This is a genomic window from Anabaena sp. FACHB-595 (assembly GCF_048568275.1).
GTDB lineage: Bacteria > Cyanobacteriota > Cyanobacteriia > Cyanobacteriales > Nostocaceae > Trichormus.
The window spans coordinates 668,577-685,837 of the sequence record NZ_CP183473.1 but is presented as its reverse complement, the minus strand read 5'-3'; the positions used below and the strand labels follow the sequence as shown (position 1 = coordinate 685,837).

General features: G+C 38.8%; 15 protein-coding genes and 1 pseudogene. 7 read left to right on the top strand and 9 right to left on the bottom strand.

The features are described 5' to 3' along the window. The first annotated feature begins 106 nt into the window (after positions 1–106). Positions 107–1,114, top strand: coding sequence for a hypothetical protein (locus ACN222_RS02925; RefSeq protein ID WP_010994765.1), 1,008 nt, complete (start codon positions 107–109; stop codon positions 1,112–1,114). A gap of 98 nt (positions 1,115–1,212) precedes the next feature. Continuing rightward, positions 1,213–1,426, top strand: a pseudogene (locus tag ACN222_RS02920) (transposase); the annotation flags it as partial. Between the two features lie 307 nt (positions 1,427–1,733). Here the strand turns inward: ACN222_RS02920 and ACN222_RS02915 are convergent. From ACN222_RS02915 to ACN222_RS02885, 7 genes are all read right to left on the bottom strand, one after another. Further along, entirely contained in the window at positions 1,734–2,660 is a 927-nt protein-coding gene (locus ACN222_RS02915; protein ID WP_044520674.1) for an Npun_R2821/Npun_R2822 family protein, read from the bottom strand. Between the two features lie 10 nt (positions 2,661–2,670). Further along, a complete protein-coding gene (locus ACN222_RS02910) occupies positions 2,671–3,666 on the bottom strand; it encodes an Npun_R2821/Npun_R2822 family protein (RefSeq protein ID WP_010994762.1) in 996 nt (331 codons plus the stop codon). Positions 3,667–3,707: 41 nt separating this feature from the next. Continuing rightward, complete coding sequence (locus tag ACN222_RS02905) at positions 3,708–4,667, bottom strand: glycosyltransferase family 10 domain-containing protein (RefSeq protein ID WP_190449715.1); 960 nt, start codon at positions 4,665–4,667, stop codon at positions 3,708–3,710. Positions 4,668–4,704: 37 nt separating this feature from the next. After that, positions 4,705–5,907: a glycosyltransferase gene (locus ACN222_RS02900; protein WP_010994760.1), complete on the bottom strand. Its 1,203-nt coding sequence runs from the start codon at positions 5,905–5,907 to the stop codon at positions 4,705–4,707. 34 nt (positions 5,908–5,941) lie between these two features. Continuing rightward, a complete protein-coding gene (locus ACN222_RS02895) occupies positions 5,942–8,182 on the bottom strand; it encodes an ATP-binding cassette domain-containing protein (RefSeq protein ID WP_010994759.1) in 2,241 nt (746 codons plus the stop codon). A 107-nt stretch (positions 8,183–8,289) separates the two neighbouring features. Beyond that, positions 8,290–9,486 (bottom strand): glycosyltransferase family 4 protein, encoded by a 1,197-nt coding sequence (locus ACN222_RS02890; protein ID WP_010994758.1) that lies wholly within the window; start codon positions 9,484–9,486, stop codon positions 8,290–8,292. Between the two features lie 175 nt (positions 9,487–9,661). Then, on the bottom strand, positions 9,662–9,892 hold the full coding sequence (locus tag ACN222_RS02885) for a hypothetical protein (RefSeq protein ID WP_010994757.1): 231 nt from the start codon (positions 9,890–9,892) through the stop codon (positions 9,662–9,664). Positions 9,893–10,315: 423 nt separating this feature from the next. Between ACN222_RS02885 and gloB the strand changes: the two genes are divergently transcribed. The 3 genes from gloB (at position 10,316) to ACN222_RS02870 (ending at position 14,551) form a co-directional block, all read left to right on the top strand. After that, positions 10,316–11,089: a hydroxyacylglutathione hydrolase gene (gene gloB, locus ACN222_RS02880; protein ID WP_010994756.1), complete on the top strand. Its 774-nt coding sequence runs from the start codon at positions 10,316–10,318 to the stop codon at positions 11,087–11,089. Positions 11,090–11,320: 231 nt separating this feature from the next. Then, a complete protein-coding gene (gene rplI, locus ACN222_RS02875) occupies positions 11,321–11,779 on the top strand; it encodes a 50S ribosomal protein L9 (RefSeq protein ID WP_010994755.1) in 459 nt (152 codons plus the stop codon). 132 nt (positions 11,780–11,911) lie between these two features. Then, the gene (locus tag ACN222_RS02870; protein ID WP_010994754.1) at positions 11,912–14,551 is read left to right on the top strand and encodes a replicative DNA helicase; all 2,640 of its coding nucleotides are present in this window, start codon (positions 11,912–11,914) and stop codon (positions 14,549–14,551) included. Between the two features lie 79 nt (positions 14,552–14,630). Here the strand turns inward: ACN222_RS02870 and ACN222_RS02865 are convergent, their stop codons facing one another. Together ACN222_RS02865 and ACN222_RS02860 are read right to left on the bottom strand one after the other, a co-directional pair. Continuing rightward, a complete protein-coding gene (locus ACN222_RS02865; RefSeq protein ID WP_010994753.1) occupies positions 14,631–15,128 on the bottom strand; it encodes an FKBP-type peptidyl-prolyl cis-trans isomerase in 498 nt (165 codons plus the stop codon). 108 nt (positions 15,129–15,236) lie between these two features. After that, on the bottom strand, positions 15,237–15,560 hold the full coding sequence (locus ACN222_RS02860) for a phasin family protein (RefSeq protein WP_010994752.1): 324 nt from the start codon (positions 15,558–15,560) through the stop codon (positions 15,237–15,239). A gap of 131 nt (positions 15,561–15,691) precedes the next feature. On the opposite strand from ACN222_RS02860, the gene ACN222_RS02855 reads away from it, so the two are divergent. Both ACN222_RS02855 and ACN222_RS02850 read left to right on the top strand, forming a co-directional pair. Further along, on the top strand, positions 15,692–16,006 hold the full coding sequence (locus tag ACN222_RS02855; protein ID WP_010994751.1) for a TIGR03792 family protein: 315 nt from the start codon (positions 15,692–15,694) through the stop codon (positions 16,004–16,006). 166 nt (positions 16,007–16,172) lie between these two features. Next, the gene (locus ACN222_RS02850; RefSeq protein WP_168370993.1) at positions 16,173–17,216 is read left to right on the top strand and encodes a 3-deoxy-7-phosphoheptulonate synthase; all 1,044 of its coding nucleotides are present in this window, start codon (positions 16,173–16,175) and stop codon (positions 17,214–17,216) included. Positions 17,217–17,261: the final 45 nt, after the last annotated feature.

Genomic DNA, 17,261 nt, shown 5'->3' with positions numbered 1-17,261 from the left:
ACGTTAACCTCTAACTGAAGTTTTGAAAATAAACTGAATATCTACTATTGAAGATCGGGATTTCTTGAAATTTAGTTTTGACTAGCTATAACAATATTTAACAACTATGAAAACCATTTACTTTTATGCTCCCAAAGGAAGTTTGAAACAGTTAAAATTACAAAATGACCTATGCTGGGATCAAATTTCAGTAGCTCGGAAATTATTATCTGGTAATTTTACGTCTTGGATTTTAACGACGTATCTTCAGCTTAAGAGAAGTGGTTTTTCTTGTGAACTGATAGACTATGTACCAGAAGGAGGAATATTAATTGCTGATAGAGATACTCTCAGTAATAAATATCCCTATTTGGGTAAAACAATGTTAATTTGCGCACAGGGGGATCGAGAATTTCATCCATCAGCATATTTACATATTGTTCATAATCCTGTTCGATTTCAAGATCAGCAAAACAAACTTTGGAATCCTTATTATATTCCTCATTGGCCCCAAATAGGTTTAATCCCAAGGTCAAAAGAGCGAGGTTCTACTGTAAAAAATATTGCTTTTATGGGTTCAAGAAGTAACTTGGCACATGAATTCAACTCTGACCAATGGATTAAGGTAATAGAGGAATTAGACTGTCAATGGTATCCAATTTTTGATCAAAGCAAATGGAATGACTATAGCAGTATAGATATTATTATTGCAGTGCGTAGTTTTGATAAACAGACTCACACACACAAGCCAGCCAGCAAGTTAGTAAACTGTTGGAATGCTGGAGTTGTAGGTATTTTAGCACCAGAATCCGCTTTTGTGGCTATCAAAAAGTCAGAATTAGATTTTTTGAGCGTAAATTCATTGAGTGAAATAATTGAGGCTGTAAAGCAATTAAAAAGTAATTCAGAAATATATTTGTCAATGGTTCAAAATGGAAAAGAACGAGGACAAGAATTTAGTGAAGCAAAAGTTACTCAGCACTGGATTAACTTTTTTAACAACTATGTTTTTCCTGAATATGAAAATTGGTTAGGAATGACTGAGATTCAAAAAACTGCATTATTTATCAGAAGATATATTAGACTAAAGAGTCAGCGTATGTTTAAAATAATCAACTCAATACTACCTAAGTAACTTTAACGTGAGTCTCCAACGGCGGCGCACCTGTGGGAAGGGCGAAAGAAACTATTCTGTTTTCTTAGGAGTTCGACAGGTTGATGATAAAACTGATTGATAAAATTCTTTCACGCAAACGTGCCGTGATTGAGTCAGTTAATGACCATCTCAAAAACCTGTGTAAAATTGAACATTCTAGACATCGAAGTGTTTTCAACTTTTTGGTAAACTTGATGCCTGATTTGGCTGCTTATACTTAATTTACCTCATAAATCATCTCTCGATATTTATGCCCAAGGCTTAACTGCTCTACCTCCTGCTGTTTTTTGATTCGTCGAACTCACGTTAACTTTAGAGTAGTTGTTGTTTGCCATGAAAAGCCGGATATAAAGTTTAACCATCCTCATGTTAACTATGTTGAAGTTGACTTTCCCATACCTGCTCGTAATATCCTTCAACAAAGGCAAGATAAAGGAAAAAAATCATTAAAGGGTTGATGTATGCCCGGCATTTTTCACCAACTCATGTCATGATTGTTTCAATTCATCTATTAGAAAAGAGTTCGGTGTTTATCAATTGTCATAGATTGTTAAAGCCAGAAAGCCTCTAAAATCAGGATTTTTGGCTTTAATTTCAACTACTTTGTAAGCTGTCGTAATTGAGTTTTGATGCGGTTTAAGGTTTTTTCCCACTGGCTTTGTTTTGCTGGTATAGGTATTGTTAATGCAGGTAAATGGGGATTCAGATTTCGATAATGTTCCCATATTTCCCAATAGGGACAGCCTGGTTGAATGCGAATACCAGCCCAATGCAGATATTGCAGGGGTTGATTAATATGAGGATCAAATACTAAGTTACCCTGAGTTTGGAAATGAGAAGAACCAGCCCAATTACCTGGTGCTTTACCTTCCCGGCGCACAATATTGAAGCGGCGCTGAATGCGCTTGAGCAACATATAATTAATGATTGGTTGATCAGAAGTCTTTTCTGAAAAGTCAAAATATTCGGGATGTGCTGCACACTCGCTAAAAGTGGCAAATAAATCATCTGCCGAGATTAAGTTTTTCTTAGAACCCCAAAAACCGCCATTAAATATATCTTTAACTTCTGCCTCAGTAAAAACTTTATCCTCTAGAACTTTAGAAGTAAAAACGTTTTTTATACCGCCAGAATGTTGATAATCGCAGCAAATAAAATCTGCTTCTGCAAGGTAGTTGAGATTATCAATGATTTTTTCAAAGACAACAATATCAGTATCAATATATAAAAATTCGTCGAAAGGTCCAAACCAACAGGCTTGCTTACGAAATTGATTGGGACGGGCAAAAAAGCGCCCACCGAAAGTTTCGTGTAATCTTTGAGAAAGTTGGTCTATAAAAGCTAAATCATCATAAAGTTGAACTCCATAGTTTAGCTTAAGGATGTCTGCTATCTTGTGATAATTATCATCATAGGGAATCATCACAACTGGCGTATCTGCGTCATGTAATCGGATACTATTTAGTAGTGCGATCGCCTGATCAATAACTTTATCATTGGCTATAATATATATTCCCCGACTCATATCTTTCACCTCATACTGTTAAACCTAATTTTTTTAAAATTCTTTTACCTAGACTCGGATAAGTCTCGATAACTTTTGGCTTTGTTGTGAACTGTGGGCATTGGTTTGGTTCATGCAGATAGCGGTAATACAAAAACACATCCCGATAAGGAAAGTCAATATTTTCTCCAGCACAAACTTGTCTAAATAAAGCTGATCTTAGCCCAATATAATGAATATATGTGAGTCGATTACCTTTGTCATATAAAATGTTATCTCGCACTTCAAAATGGGGAGAAGTTACACAACAACCAGTTTTTTCTTGATGGGATAAACTGCGAGCGAAATTATAATTAGAAATGCCTAACCGCATAACCATATAATTAAGTACAGTTTGGTCAGGAGCCATATCATAAAGAACCTCAGCCTCTCCCTGACCCAGTTTATTTATAATAGTTTCTCGATTTTTAGCAGTGAATAAATCTTTTTTAGCAGCGTAAAATCCCGAACAAAATATCTCTGTTTGTAATTTTTCTTTGGTAAATAACTCTTTTAATTTGGGAGAATTAACATTATAAACATGAGATAAATCCTTATATTGGAAGTCATGAACTACCCAATCATAGTGATTTAATTGCTGAAAAATCGCATCTAAGGGACTCATTAATAATGTGTCTGCATCCATATAGACAAAGCGATCAAAAGGCCCATCAAAGGCACAGAAACGGCGATGAGTACCAACTCGAAAATATTTTTCCTCACTAATTTTCTGCCAATGTGCTTTAGCTGTAGGATGAGTATCCCAAACACGACAAACAAATTCATCCCATTGCTTGATTGAATCTTGATGATCATAAAGCTGTACATTAGGACGACGGGCAATTTCCGCAGCAATTTCTGTTGTCTCGTCGTCATAGGGATAAATGCAAACAGGCATTTGCGTCCCGTAAATTGCTTCAATACTATTAAGTAGAGCAATTAACTGGTCGTAAACTCGATCATTTGCAAGGGTACAAATACCATCCATATATTACTCACCATTGATTAATAAGATTTATCAAACACTGTCTAGGAAAATTGAGTAACGAATTCTGACAACCAGTTGAGTAAATTTAACTTGTGTAAGATAAGTTGTCTAGCTTCGGCGATCGCATCCTTGGCAGCATACCAAGCATCAGGGGTAGCCGTCACTTCTTGAATGTAAGCAATACCTTTTTCATCCAAACTGGGTAAACGTAAAAAACTGCCTGGGGGTAATAGCTTATCTGCGGCTGGCCCACCATAATAAATCGGCAAACACCACGCCAACAGAGCATCCCATAATTTTTCACTCACATACCAATCATTGTCGGCATAATTTTCAATTGATAAGTTGTAATAATATGGAGCCATTCCATACCACTTGTTACCCAGTTCTCCTAATGATTTTGCCCATATAGGTAAGTCGCGTCCATATACATCACACTTAACTTCGCTAGCTTGTATTAATTCCACAAATTTTAATCGGCGACGATGGTTAACAGTCCGGCTAATACCAGAAGTTATCCAACTGCAAGGAAAGACTTTTTCGGGAACAGGCATTTCATTTAGTTCCCGAAATGAGTTGTTGTGATACCAAATTGCCGGCATATAATCAGGCTTAGGGGCAAAATCATCAGGGCCAGAAATATAACCGCAATACTTTTTTGCTTCTTGATAATAGCGTTTATTTTTCTCTACAATCTCATCTAGGGGAGGTTCACGTAATAGATAAATAATTTTTTCTTTGGGAACATCTCTGAGTAGGGATTCAACATTGACTTGTGGATTTTGTAGTTTTTGCCTTAGCTTATCTATCAAAGATGTTTGCTGATTATCTTTAGGAAAATCAAATTGATACATTAACAGAAAATCTGGTTTTCCTGACAGTGCTTGTATCTGAATATTTTGCCAAATACCAAATTGTTGGGGTGTTTGTTGCCACAACCAATCTGCTCTTTTTGCCAGATTGCGGTAGCTGGTAATCATGCCAATTTTCTGTATATCCATAGAGCCAATATTCATTATTTATAATTTAATTTTAAATTTAAGTTATGAGTTGTGGACGGAAAGATTCATCAACGTAACTGAGAATTTTTTCGGCTCTATTTTCCCAAGAAAATGGCTTCGCCAATTCAACATTATTTGTGTAACCTTCTATTTTTCTCGGATAAATTTCTAATGCTTGCTTCAGTGCTTTAGCCAGTTGGTAAGGATTATCCGGTTCACACCATACAGCAGCTAAAGGCATATCTTTAAAAGGCATTAACGGAGGAATTTCTGTAATCACTATGGGAGTTCCAGAAGCCATATATTGGAAGAATTTCACAGGATTAGTGAAATTAGCAGACTTGCCAGAGCAGTGGGGATGAACCAAAATATCAGCAGCTTGAAATAGGCTGACTAAGCGTTGGCGTGGCAATATCCAACCTAGAAACTTGACATTTTCTACTTGTTTATCTTTAGCCAATTGTTGATAAGCTGTTACTTGTTCTGTCTTACCCCCTGTAATGGCAAACTGAACTTGTGGTAATTCTTTGGCTGCATCAATTAAAACATCAATGCCCTTAAAGGGGTATAAAGCACCAGAATAAACTACTAGCGACTGAAGTTCATCTTTGAGTAATTCTTTGCGCCATGCTGTAGCTTGTTCCGATTGTCGTAATAAAAATGATTGATCAAATCCGTTATGTACCCAAACAACTTTTTCTGGGGGAAATCCCTGTTCAATCAAACTTTGTCTTATAATTTCTGATTGGGTGACAGCAACTTGTAGAAATGGACTTTCAGCAATGGCTTTGGGAACTTTTTCCTTTTGAAAATAGTGGCGTTCGTAGATAGTAGGAATGCAGTTTTTGATTGCTGCTTGGACAAAATTCCAGTCTCTAGTGTGAACAATTTTTGTATATTTTAGGAGATGGAATGGTAGATAATATCGGGTTACAACTGTACTAGATGCTGTAAACTTACCCCCTACACAATCAATCGGCCAGGGCATTGGTAAAGATGCCACTTTTAGCTTATCTTGCACATCGTAAAAATCTACAAAACTCTGATCTGGCTGTTTCGGTTGGAAAGGGTAAAGTAAATCTAATGTATTCCCAGAACCTCGTTTAGTTTCTGGATATACTAAAACAGAGGCATATCCTAAATTAGCTGCGCCGTTAGCACAAAGAACGTCATGAATTTCGTGAGCTGTATCTGGTTTCTGGGAAATGATTCTGCTATAGAAAATATATTTATTTTTCATTGTTTACTTTAGGGCAAATAATTCTGTGAGCATTTTAGAAGATGCCTGTTTCAACATTTTCTAAACAATCGAGTAAATTCATCGATACATTTAGAGATTCTTTTAACAATAAATACTCACTTTGTTCTAACTCTCCTGTGCTATCAGTCAATGACCGCAGAGAGACTAATATATTGTTGAACTGTATCCGAAATTCATTGATATTTTTCAGGTGTTCGAGTAGGGTATTGTTATTTTGATTATCCTCCAATAGTGACGTAGATAAATAATAGACTTGCTGTTGTAGACTATCTTCAAAAATGTCTAGAGTATTGATAATTTTAAATGCTGACTTGTATGAGTCTTCAATCAATTCTTGGTGTTCTTGGTTATTGTTTGTAACATCATCCAATAACAGCCGTAAGACACCAATCATGGAGTGGAGGCGTGTACGGATTTCATGGGAAATTCGCAATAAGCTTTGATTGGTTCTATTTGTGGTTTCAGCATTATTGCTAAACTGCATTCCATAAAGGCGTGAGTAGTAACCACCCTTTTGTAATAGCTCTTCATGGGTTCCCACCTCTACGACTTTTCCTTGCTCCAAGACAGCGATTTGGTCGGCTTTGCGGACTGTAGACAGACGGTGAGCAATAACTAGAGTTGTCCTGTCGCGGCTGAGTTCTTCTAGCGCTCCTTGTACCAAACGTTCCGAAACGGTGTCTAAAGCGCTAGTTGCTTCGTCGAGAATCAGAATATCAGGGTTTTGTAAGAGAGCGCGAGCGATCGCTAATCTTTGTCTTTGTCCTCCCGATAACATGACACCGCGATCGCCAATCATAGTATCAAATTGTTGGGGCAGTTTACTAATAAATTCGTAGGCATTTGCCCGTTTAGCAGCTGCTACAACCTCTTCTTCTGTGGCTTCTTGTTTACCATAGGCAATATTATTCCGCACTGAATTATTGAAGAGAAAAGTATCCTGGCTAACGATACCCATACACTTACGGATAGAGGTGATATCAAACTCACGCAAATCGGTATCATCTAAAATAATACAGCCACCAGTTGGGTCATAAAATCTGGGTAATAAGTCTGCCAAGGTAGATTTACCTGCTCCTGAGCCTCCTACCAATGCCAATGTTGTGCCACGGGGTAGTTTTAAAGTTACATCTTTGAGTACTTGTTTATCATGACCAGGGTAAGTGAAGGAAACAGATTTAAACGTAATCCCTGTTTTTAAGCCGTTGTAGGCAATTTTTCCATTTATTAAGAATGGTTTATCATCTAATCTGAGTAGTTCAGTTACCGAGTCTACACTAGCATTCATGCTAGCAAAGCTACTACGGAGACTATTGAGTTGAGAAACTAGGGGTAGTAGACGTAATAATATTAGTAAATATGTTAACAGAACAGCCGAAAGTGTACTAATTTGATCAGCGAAAAAAGTTTTACTTAACAGCACAATTATTAACAAAGATGTAACTCCCAAAAATTCACTTAAGGGAGTGATGGCGTTGGAGTTCATCTGAGCTTTAAAATCTGCGGATTCGCGCTCACGAATTAGTCGTTTAATTCTATTAAATTCTTTCCTTTCGTTCGCTGTAGTCTTGACAAGACGAATGCCATTGAGAGTTTCTAGCACAGCTATGGAGTAGGCTTTCGACATTTCACTCAATATCTTGCCAAACTGACGAGAACGACTAATTGCAAATTGATTGACTAATGTTACTAGCGACAGCAAGATTGTCGCCATGATAGTTAATTGCCAAGAAATTGATAGTAATAGACAGACAAAAACGGAAATTGTAACGCTGACAATAACTAATCTGATGATATTGCCTACATAACTAGCGGCACGGCCAATTTCACCTCCCAAACGATTGATTAAATCACCAACTTTGGTTTTGGCATAATAATCTATATCAATATTTAGTAATAAATCGATGCCTGCCTCTCGCATATCCGCAGTAAGTCTGCGAGTTAGAGAACTTGATGATAGCGTGCTGGTATATGTGGCTAAGTTTTTTAAGGCAATTGTCAGGATGATTGCTCCTGCCATTGCGGCAATCCGATAATTTTCTGGCACATTATCGAATGGGGTCATAATGGCTTTGAGCAACCCCGGAGCGCCTTTTAAGTCTACTGGTTGTCCTACTATTCTTAAAATTACTGGTACAATCAGTGCTGTACTAATCCCATTAAATAAAGCTCCAGAGAATCCTAATATTATCGTCAGTAGAATTAATCCTGGATAGGGTTTCGCAAATTTTAGTAAGATGCGTCTGGTAAGCATTTAGTTTATGAGGGTAACACTAGAGTCATTTTTAACATAAAGTATCAAGGTATTCATTAATTTCTCATTATATTTGCTAGCAATTATCCTCTTTTATCTATTTATACTTACAAATTAGCAATAACTGACTGTAGGGTAGTCGCCATAGCCGATATACTGTACTTTTCTATACATCTTATTCTAGCTTGGCGACCGCGATCGCTCGCTCCATCCAAATCTGCAAATATCAACTTAATTTGCCTGGCTATTTCATCAGGACAAGCCGGCTCAACTAAATAAGCCGTTTCTCCAACGATTTCGGGAATATCCCCCACTCTTGTGGCTAGAATTGGCTTGGCCATCGCCATCCCATCTGTTAGTTTCAAGGGGAACTGTGCCAAAGCTGCTGGTGTATTCCTTTGGGGAACAACGATAATGTGAGCAGCTGCCACAATTTTGGGCATTTCCGTTGGTGGAGATTTTGGTAACTGGATAATCCAACGTCCCCATTTTTCTCTAAGTTGAGCATCATAGTCATCATAAGGGCTACCGCCAACAATCACTAGTCTCAAATCAGGCTGATTGAGAATATCTAACGCCATTAACACATCTTCCACACCTTTATATGGTCTGGGTGCGCCAGGAAACATTAAAATTCTGTAGTCGGATAACCCATAACAAGCTCGGCTTTCTTCTGCATCGTAGTTAATAGGATTAAATAAATCCGTATCTTTACCATTAGGTATGTATACACCACCAAAGCGTTCTTGTAAAAATTTAGTATGAATCGTAACTACATTAGCTTTTGGCGCAATTCCTTCTAGAAATTTTAAATACAAAGGATGATCCGGATTGCGTAATGCTCCATCCGGCTTGAAAATATCTCGATAAAGTTGTTTTAATGAAGGGCGATATTGCCAGTTTTCTCCACCATGCCAACCTAGTTCCCAATCATCTATATCTAAAATTACTGGCTGACGAGTACTGATTTTTTTCCATAAAGATAGACCTAAGGTTGTAGGTTTAGGCCGCATTGCATAAATAATATCACCATCAATTCTTTTTAAGAGTTGATTGGCTGAAACTAAAAATTTTGGATAATTATAACCGATGAATTGATTTATCTGAATTTCTGATTGGGGAAACACTGCTGCTTCACCAAAGACAAATCCTAAAATTTCGACTTGATAGTTTAGCCTTTGCAGTGCTTGAGCTAACAGAAAGGAACGTACAGAACCGCCTCCCCATCTTCCTGCTCCAGCACTGGATAAATCGCTGACAACTATGGAAACTTTTAGCCTGGATTTGTTAGCCTGTAGATTCACGATTCAATTTTGTTGTGATAATTTAACTAAGCCTGATACTACTGATAAATCTTGATGTGGTATTTATGCTTTATTTTTGAAATATATCTAGGGTGGGCTGGGCAATAGCCATAAAAACAATGATATGGGAAAACATCGCCTCACCTGATGAAGATACTACTAATAAATTTTTATACTACCAGTTAATCAGCTTTAATTGCCCTGTCTGAATATGGTCAAAAATCCGATTAATTTGGCGACGTTCTTGTTCATCAATATCATGATGATTAAAAACGGCAGATGTTAGCAAAGCATGGTCTTGAGGACTCATTTTGCCAGAACGGAGGATCCTATCTACGATTTGCTTAACTGTAGTTTCTGTTTGACGATAAACACTGGTGTAAGTGTATCTGTAGTGAGTAGTCATATATTCTCCTATCGTGGTGGTCTGAGGTAGAAATGAGACTCTACTCCTCTGGCTAGGAAGTAGATACGTAGAAAATATTGCAACTTTATCAAAACTTATAAAATTTATAGTTAAAGATAGAAGTTAATATCTGTATATTTATAGATTTTCGGCATTTTACGAGCAAAAAAGAACACATTTAATCTAACTTTACAGTTATACTTCCTCCCAGAGAATTATCACTGATCAATAATAAGTATATTTGTAATTTTTAAATACATTTCCAGTGTAATTACGGTTGTATAATATCATGGTTTCTAGACAGTGAAACAGCAAAAATAAAATCTTGGTACTTTATATAGCTTTTCTCAAGCTGAAGTTAATGACCAGAATTGGCGATCGCTAATAGACTAAAAATATTGACTGGCTAGGGAGATAACGATTATGCAGGTGATTCGCTTGGCAGCACTTTCAGACAATTACATCTTCTTATTACACGACAGCCACAAAAATATCGCCGCCGTTGTTGACCCCGCAGAAGCCGAGCCAGTACTTAAGCAACTTGCACAGCTAAAAGCAGAATTAGTGGCAATTTTTAACACACACCACCACAATGATCATGTAGGTGGCAACCAGAAATTAATCCAGAAGTTTCCCCAAGTGAAAGTTTATGGTGGCGCTAAGGATCAAGGCAGAATCCCTGGACAACAGGTATTTTTACAACCAGGCGATCGCGTGCAATTTGCTGATAGAGTAGCTGAAGTTATCTTTGTACCCGGACACACCCGCGCTCACATTGCTTACTACTTTCCTCCCCAAACAGACGATACACCAGGAGAATTATTCTGTGGCGATACCCTGTTTGCTGGTGGTTGTGGTCGTTTATTTGAAGGCACACCCGCACAAATGGTGGAATCTTTAACTAAGCTGCGTTCTTTACCAGAAAATACCCGTGTCTGGTGCGCTCACGAATACACTTTAAAAAATTTACAATTTGCACTTAGTGTAGATAGTAAGAACACCGAATTGCAAAAACGCCTTGACGAAGTTAAGACAAAGCGCAGTCAAGGAATAGCCACAGTCCCTTCGTTGTTGGGAGTAGAAAAGCTGACCAATCCCTTCCTCCGTTGGGAGCAACCCTCATTACAGTTAGCAGTTAATAGTAATGACCCCGTGCAAACCTTTGCCCGCATTCGAGGATTAAAGGATAAGTTTTAGTAATTGGTAATGGGTAATTGGTAATGGGTAATTGGTTAAAAGTTTTTCTCCTCTGCTTCCCCAATCCCCAGTCCGGCTAAAAAATTTATAGTAAAGAGTTGCGATCGCCCCCGGCAGTTCGCTAGGATCTGTAAGCTTTAGGGTATGGAAATGCTGGGAATAAAGCTACACTAACGTGAGCGCTCCTGCTGCAACCCAAGTTAATGAGATTTTACAGGAAAAATAGAAAACATGGTGAAACGCGTACAATTAGTTTTAACTAAGGATGTCAGCAAGCTAGGCAGATCCGGCGACTTAGTAGACGTAGCTCCTGGTTATGCTCGGAATTATTTAATTCCTCAGAGTTTGGCAACTCATGCCACCCCTGGTATTCTCAAGCAAGTAGAACGCCGCCGCGAACAAGAACGGCAGCGTCAATTAGAACTCAGACAACAAGCATTAGAGCAGAAAGAGTCTTTAGAAAAAGTTGGCAGCTTGAAAATTGCCAAGCAAGTTGGTGAAAACGAAGCGATTTTTGGTACAGTGACCAGCCAAGATGTTGCAGATGCTATCCAAGCAGCTACTAGTCAAGAAGTAGACCGCCGTGGTATTACTATTCCCGACATTGGCAAACTAGGTACTTACAAAGCCGAAATCAAGCTATTCTCAGACGTTACAGCACAAATTGATATTGAAGTTGTAGCTAGCTAAAGGAAGCAGGGGAGCAGGGGAGCAGAGGAGCAGAGGAGACTTAAACTTACTACACCCCTACACCCCTACACCCCAAGCCTGGTTTTTCTGCTCAAAGTGTAAAAAACCTACACCCTGAGACTCCCCACCCTTATGGCTGAAGAATTGAGTTTTCAAGGCGACGGTAGTAATCGCCTCCCACCCCAAAATATCGAGGCAGAAGAAGCAATTTTGGGGGGTATTCTACTAGATCCAGAAGCGATTGGTCGAGTAAGCGAAGTCCTTATTACAGAAGCTTTTTATATTAGCGCCCACAGAGATATCTATCAAGCTGCGCTGCGTCTCCACGCCCAAGGTAAACCTACAGATTTGCTGTCAGTCACAAGTTGGCTAACTGATAATGAGTTGCTGACCCGCATTGGTGGTAGAAACAAATTAGCCACCTTGGTAGACCGTACAGTCTCAGCTGTGAATATCGATGCCTTAGCAGGGTTGGTGATGGAAAAATACCTGCGACGGCAATTAATTAAAGCTGGCAATGAAATTGTCCATCTCGGTTACGAGACAGAAAAAGAATTACCCATAGTACTAGACCAAGCAGAACAGAAAGTTTTTGGCGTTACTCAAGAACGTCCCCAATCAGGTTTAGTTCACATTGCAGACACCTTAATTAACAACTTCCAAGAAATTGAGGAGCGCAATCAAGGTATTGCCTTGCCTGGTATTCCCTGCGGCTTTTATGATTTAGACGCTATGACTAGTGGATTTCAGCGTTCTGATTTAATCATCGTCGCTGGAAGACCGTCAATGGGAAAAACCGCATTTTGCCTAAACCTAGCTAATAATATCGCGGCTACGATGAAGCTACCTGTTGCTGTTTTCAGTTTAGAAATGTCCAAAGAGCAACTGGTACAACGTTTACTTGCTAGTGAAGCCCAAATTGAAAGCGGCTATCTGCGGAGTGGTCGCCTCAGTCAAACACAATGGGAACCATTAAGCCGGGCGATTAGTATGCTGTCCGAAATGCCCATTTTTATTGATGACACGCCGAATATTACCGTCACCCAAATGCGCTCTCAAGCTAGAAGATTACAAGCCGAACAGGGTGTAGAACTAGGCTTGATAGTGATAGATTATCTGCAATTAATGGAAGGAGGCGGAGATAACCGCGTACAGGAGTTATCTAAAATTACCCGTTCTCTCAAAGGTTTAGCTAGAGAATTATCTGTACCTGTAATAGCTCTATCTCAGCTGAGTCGTGGCGTAGAAGCGCGTACCAACAAGCGTCCTATGTTGTCTGACTTAAGAGAATCAGGTTGTCTAACTGGTGATAGTTTAGTAACTTTAGCGCCGGGCGGTTTACAGATACCAATTAGGGAGTTAGTCGGTAAGTCTGGTTTTGCTATTTGGGCTTTAAATCAAGCAACATTAAAATTAGAAAAAGCAATAGTCAGCAATGCCTTTTCTACAGGTGTAAAGCCTGTATTTACATTAACAACTCGTAAGGGGTGCAAAATTCGTGCTACAGCTAATCACAAATTCCTGACAATTCATGGCTGGCGTAGATTAGATGAGTTAAGTATTAGACAACATCTATGTTTACCACGGCATATACCCAGTTTTGATAAACAAACCATGACTTATGCTGAAGTGGCATTATTAGGGCATTTAATTGGTGATGGTTGTACATTGCCACGTCATGCCATACAGTACACTACCAGAGAGATAGATTTAGCTGAGAATGTTTTTTTCTTAGCAAAAGAAGTTTTTGGGGATGCAATTACTCCAAGAATTTCCCCTGAACGCAGCTGGTATCAAGTTTATTTGTCTGCAACACAACGCTTAACTCGTAATCTCAGAAATCCTGTAGCAAAATGGCTAGACTCTCTTGGTGTTTTTGGTTTAAGGTCTTACGAAAAATTTGTCCCTCAAGAATTGTTCTCACAACCAATAGAGTTAATATCTTGCTTTCTTAGACATCTGTGGAGTACAGATGGTTCAATTAAATTAGTCGGAGGGAAAAAACCAAGACCTATTGCATATTATGCAACTAGTAGTTACAGATTAGCTGTTGATGTACAAACTCTTTTGTTAAAGCTTGGTATTAATGCGACACTCAAGCTAGTGCCTCAAGTGGGGAAGGGGAGAAATCAGTATCATGTAAAAATAACTGGTAAGCCTGACCTTGATTTATTTATTAAAAAGGTTGGAGCAGTAGGAGAATACAAACTAAATTCACTACAACAAATTTTTGAATATCTAGAAAATTGCATTCACAATACTAATAGAGATATAATCCCCAAAGATGTTTGGAAAAAAATTGTTGTACCTGCAATGCAATCTGTGCAATTAACAACAAGAGAATTGCATTCAAACATTGGCACATCTTATTGTGGCTTGGCGCTTTACAAAGCAAATTTGAGTCGAGAAAGAGCTTTGAAAGTTGCTGAAGTTGTTCAATCTAGTGAATTGCTTACTCTTGCCAAGAGTGATGTTTATTGGGATGAAATAGTTTCAATTGAATATAGTGGCGAGGAAGAAGTGTTTGATTTGACAGTTCCTGGGCTACATAATTTTATTGCTAATAACATTGTTGTTCACAACTCCATTGAGCAGGATGCGGATTTAGTTATTATGTTATACCGTGACGATTACTATAACAGTGATACACCAGATCGCGGCCTGGCAGAAGTCATTGTAGCGAAACACCGCAACGGCCCAACAGGTACAGTAAAACTCCTATTTGACCCACAGTTTACCAAATTTAAAAACTTAGCCAGATCAGGCTATTAAATGATGATTAAGACAGTCAACAGTCAACAGTCATGAGTTTTTACCTTTGACTGTGGACTATTGACTATGGACTATTCCCCTACTTCACTTCCAACAATTCCACATCAAACAGCAGGGTTGCGTAAGGTGGAATCACCCCACCAGCACCACGAGCGCCATAACCCAATTCTGAAGGGATGATTAATTGACGACGACCACCTACTTTCATAGTGCTAAGTCCTTCATCCCAACCTTTAATTACTTGTCCAACGCCGATGGTAAAGCTGAAGGGACGATTGCGATCGCGTGAGCTATCAAACTTGGTACCATCTTCTAGAGTACCTGTGTAGTGAACTACGACGGTTTGTCCACTTTTAGGAGTCGCGCCAGTTCCCTCTTCTATTTCCACATATTTGAGTCCAGAATCGGTAGTAACAGGCGGCTTAGAGGCTTCAGACATGATATTTTTCTTGATTGGAGTATTGTTTTCAGTAACGCTAATGGTGGCTAGTGGAGTTTGAGGTAAATTAGCAGCAATAGCAGAGTCCTGTTTATTCCCCACTTGTGCCAATACCAAAACCACAACACAGGCCAGCATCAAACCTATGCTGAGTAAAATTGCTTTCAAAATTAGCCCTCCCCACTGAGGTAGTTTGGCAATGAAAATTACCAATAGGACACAATTAGTTTAAATCAGAAGCACATCCTAACGCCAAAGCTTATTTTCTAAATCGCGCACTTGACGTTCTAAACGGTCAATTCTCCCCCGTAATTCATCCACTTCCGACTGACGCGCCACGCCTAAATCCTGCATCATATTTCGCATTTGTCGTTGCATTTGGGCATCCCATGTTCCCTGCTCAGTCTTTAACTGCTGTACAATGTCATCCATGACAGCTTTGGCTTGCTCTGGATTAAGCTTACCGTCTTTGACCAATTCATCACTAACCTCCTTGAGTTTTTCCGCCACCAAAGAAGTTGTACCAATACCAAGCATCATTATTTGTTGCAACCAATTGTTGCTGTCCATACTCTTTACCTTATTCCTTATTTCAAACCAGCCGACCCTTGCTCCTGAGTGTATGCAATCAAGCTATGCTGGAAGCGTAGTTATTCTAGCCTACAGTTCTATTTTGGCAGATTGGCAAACACAAGGGATAAATGGGTGTGGTTATAGAATTTCTGAGGTTTAAAGTTGAAGCTAGCCTGCGAGAGAGTTATATCCAAAAGGATGCAGAGATTTGGACAGCAGCATTGGCCAAGTATCCAGGATTTTTGGGTAAAGAAGTTTGGATTAATCCCCTAGAATCCACAGAAGTTATTTTCATCATTCGTTGGGAAACTAAAGAACACTGGAAAACCATGCCAGCAGCAGATTTAGAGGCTATTGAACAAAGGTTTAGGCAAGCTGTGGGGGATAATTATGAATTAGTGGAATCTGGGGAGTATCAAGTACGGAAATTTCTCCATAACTAGCAATTGCCCCACAGAGCTAGAAATAAGCAACTAAGCAGACATTATATTATGTCTAGTATTTTTGACTTTACTAGCATAAATGATGAATTTGTGTTGTACATTTCATCTACAATATGTATACCCAATCTGCCTAAAATCCTACCCAGACAATTCAGAGCAATCCTCCATGCACAATAAATTAACTAACGCAAATATTGAAAATTATCACGTTCTCTTAACTCCAAACGCAGTAAAAGAAAAATTACCGTTAACAGAAACTGCGGCAGAAATAGTTTTACAGTTTAGATGTGAAATAGAGAAAATCTTAGATTTTCAAGATAGACGCAAATTTATAGTAGTTGGGCCTTGTTCCATTCATGACCCTAATGCAGCATTGGAATACGCCCATAAGTTAAAAAAATTAGCTGAACGTGTCCAGGATAAACTACTGTTGATTATGCGGGTGTATTTTGAAAAGCCCCGCACAACTGTAGGCTGGAAAGGATTAATTAATGATCCAGAAATGGATGATTCTTTTCATGTGGAAAATGGTTTATTGCTAGCCAGAGATTTACTGATCAAGCTAACAGAGTTAGGGCTACCCACCGCTACAGAAGCTCTAGACCCTATCGTACCCCAATATATTGGTGAATTGATCACATGGGCGGCGATCGGCGCACGCACAACAGAATCCCAGACTCACAGGGAAATGGCTAGTGGTCTGTCTATGCCCGTGGGCTTTAAAAATGGCACTGATGGTAATATTCAAGTAGCTTTAAATGCTTTACATTCTGCCAGAATGACTCATAATTTTTTGGGCATTAATCCTGAGGGACAGGTCAGTGTATTTGAAACGAAAGGTAATGCTTACGGTCATGTGATTTTGCGTGGGGGAAATCAACCTAATTTTGATGTTGCAAGTGTTAAACAAGTAGAAGAAAAATTAAAACAGGCTCAGTTACCTCCGAGAATTGTCATTGATTGTAGTCATGGTAATACTAATAAGAATTACAGGTTGCAATCTGATGTTTTAGAAAACGTTGTACAACAAATAGTTGATGGTAATACATCGATTGTGGGGATGATGCTGGAATCAAATTTATATGAAGGTAATCAACCCATTAACTGCAAACGGGAAGAATTGAAATATGGGGTTTCTGTAACTGACCCCTGTATCGGTTGGGAGCAAACGGAAAAAATTATCTTGGCTGCTTACGAAAAACTTAATTGATGTAATTTTTGGGAGACGTTGCAATGCAACGTCTCTACGATGGTT